We start from the raw sequence: 2,394 nt of genomic DNA, 5'->3' as shown, positions 1-2,394 counted from the left end.
CCCTCCCCCACCGGCCGGCCCGCCCTCGTGCGCAAGGCCGACGCCTCCGGCTACCGCCCCGAGATCGAGGGCCTGCGGGCCGTCGCCTCGCTGCTGGTCGCCTCGTTCCACATCTGGCTCGGCCGCGTCTCGGGAGGCGTCGACGTCTTCTTCGTCGTCGCCGGCTTCCTCACCACGCTCACCCTCGTCGGGCAGGTCCGCCGCTACGGGCGGGTGCGTCCGGTCTCCTTCCTCACCCGGCTCGCCTCGCGGCTGTTCCCCGCGGCGGCGGTGGTCCTGGTCGCCGTGGCCGCGCTCGCGCCGCTCCTGCTGCGCCCGTCGCAACTGCTGCAGACCTTCACCGAGGTGCTCGCCTCGACCTTCTACGTCGAGAACATCGCGCTCGCTCGCGCCGGGGTCGACTACCTCGCGCAGGACGACTTCCACTCGCCCGTGCAGAACTTCTGGGCGATGTCGGTGCAGGGGCAGTTCTACCTGATCTGGCTCGCCCTGGTGCTCGTCGCGACCCTGGTCGCCGTGCTGCTGCGCACGCGCGCGCTGCTGCCGCGCATCCTGCTGCTCCTCGTCGCCGCGCTCACCGTGCTCTCGTTCGCGTTCTCAGTCGTCCTGGTCGGCATCGACCAGCCGACCGCCTACTACAGCACCCTCGCCCGCTCGTGGGAGTTCGGCCTGGGCTCGCTCGCCGCCCTTCTCCTGCCGGGCCGCACACTGCCGGCCGCGCTCAGGGCGGTCGCCGGCTGGCTGGGGCTGATCGGAGTCGTCTCCTGCGGCCTCCTGCTCCAGGTCTCGACCGCGTTCCCCGGCGCGGCGGCACTCTGGCCAACGCTCTCGGCCGTGCTCGTGCTCGTCGCGGGCACCGGCCCCGCCCCCCGGTACGGAGTCGCCCGTCTGCTCGCCCTGCGCCCGCTCGTCTGGCTGGGCGGCATCAGCTACGGCCTCTACCTCTGGCATTGGCCGCTCCTCGTGCTCTGGCGCGAGCGGACCGGGGAGGATCCGGGCGCGCTCGCCGGACTGGGCATCATCGCCGCCGCCGTGCTGTTGGCCGCCGCCTCGAAACGGTTCCTCGAGGATCCGCTGCACCGTCGGGCGCCCGCCGAGCGGCCCCGACGCCTCCGCTCGCTAGCCCCGGCCGCCCTGCTGAGCGTCGCCGCGCTGGCCGGAGTCGCCGGCCTCACCGGCACGAACGCCGCGATCGCCGCCGACCTCTCCCGCGCCCACGCGCTCCCTGTCTCGACCGAGGGCTGCGTCGGAGCCGCCGCCCTCGACAACGCCTGCCCGGCGTCGTGGACCACGAGCCTCCCCGCTCTCGACGCCTCCGAGGACGGCTCGGTGCTCAACACCGACGAGTGCAGCACAGGCAACTCCGGAACCGAGCTCAAGGAGTGCCGCTTCGGCGACCCGACCGGCCGCCGCGTGCTGCTCATCGGCAACTCGCACGCCGCCTCCTTCTTCCCCGCGCTGCGCGGTGTCGCGGAGGAGCGCGGCTGGGACCTGCACACCTTTTACAAGACGGGTTGCGTCTTCTCGACCGCGGAGCGCCGCGACGACTCCGCCGCCTCACGCCAGTCGTGCACCGAGTGGGTCGCCGAGCTCCAGGAGGAGCTGGCCGCGCAGGATCCCTACGATCTGGTGGTCACCGCCTACTCCGCGAAGAAGTCGGTGTTCGTCGATGCCGCCGGCGAACCCGACGAGCAGGCCGGGATCGACGGCTTCCGCGAGTCGTGGGCTCCGCTGATCGCGCGCGGATCCACGGTCGTCGCGATCCGCGACAACCCGGTCCTCCCCTCGCTCTCGCTGCTCGCGTGCGCCGAGCGCCCGGGGAGCGCCGAGAAGTGCCGGGTTCCGCTCGCGGAGGCGTTCGCCGACAGGGAGCTGATGGCCGCCGCCGCGGACGGCTGGCCCGGCGCCGCCTCCGTCGACCTCACCCGCTGGTTCTGCGACGCCGAGGGCTGCCCGCTCGTGATCGGCGGAGTGAAGGTGTACCGCGATCTCGGGCATCTGACCGAGTCGTACGCGCGCACGCTCGCACCCGCTCTCGGCCGGGCACTGGATCCGCTGCTGGACTGAGCGCTCAGGTCCAGGTGATGCTGTCGAACAGCGCCCGCAGCGCCGCTCCCCGCCGGGGGTTGACCGCCGCGACCCACGCGACACGGCCGAGGAGGTGCGCGCGGAAGTCGGGGACACCCGCACGGTTCTGCCCCGCGGAGCCGTGCACGGCGCAGTTGTGCAGGATCGCATGCAGCCGGTCGACGTCGGCGCGCCGCACGTTCGGGTGCGCGTTCACCACGACTCCGGTCACGGTCTGCCGCGTCGAGGCCGGGCGCAGCCGGGTCTTGCGCGGGTTGACTGCCCAGCCGCTCTCGGCGGCGAGGCGGGCGGCTCCGCGGGCGAACG

The 2,394-nt window shown here is 73.5% G+C and carries 2 protein-coding genes; one reads left to right on the top strand and one right to left on the bottom strand.

What is annotated here, in order from left to right:
- Nucleotides 1-2,067 (top strand): acyltransferase family protein (locus ACH61_RS15040; protein WP_153038934.1); only part of this gene is annotated, 2,067 nt, incomplete at its 5' end.
- A 4-nt stretch (nucleotides 2,068-2,071) separates the two neighbouring features.
- Here the strand turns inward: ACH61_RS15040 and ACH61_RS17625 are convergent.
- On the bottom strand, nucleotides 2,072-2,394 hold a 323-nt coding region (locus ACH61_RS17625), incomplete at its 5' end, for a reverse transcriptase family protein (protein ID WP_201787624.1).

It is taken from the genome of Rathayibacter tanaceti, from assembly GCF_001634385.1.
GTDB lineage: Bacteria > Actinomycetota > Actinomycetes > Actinomycetales > Microbacteriaceae > Rathayibacter > Rathayibacter tanaceti.
This window is presented reverse-complemented; position numbering and strand designations above follow the sequence as displayed.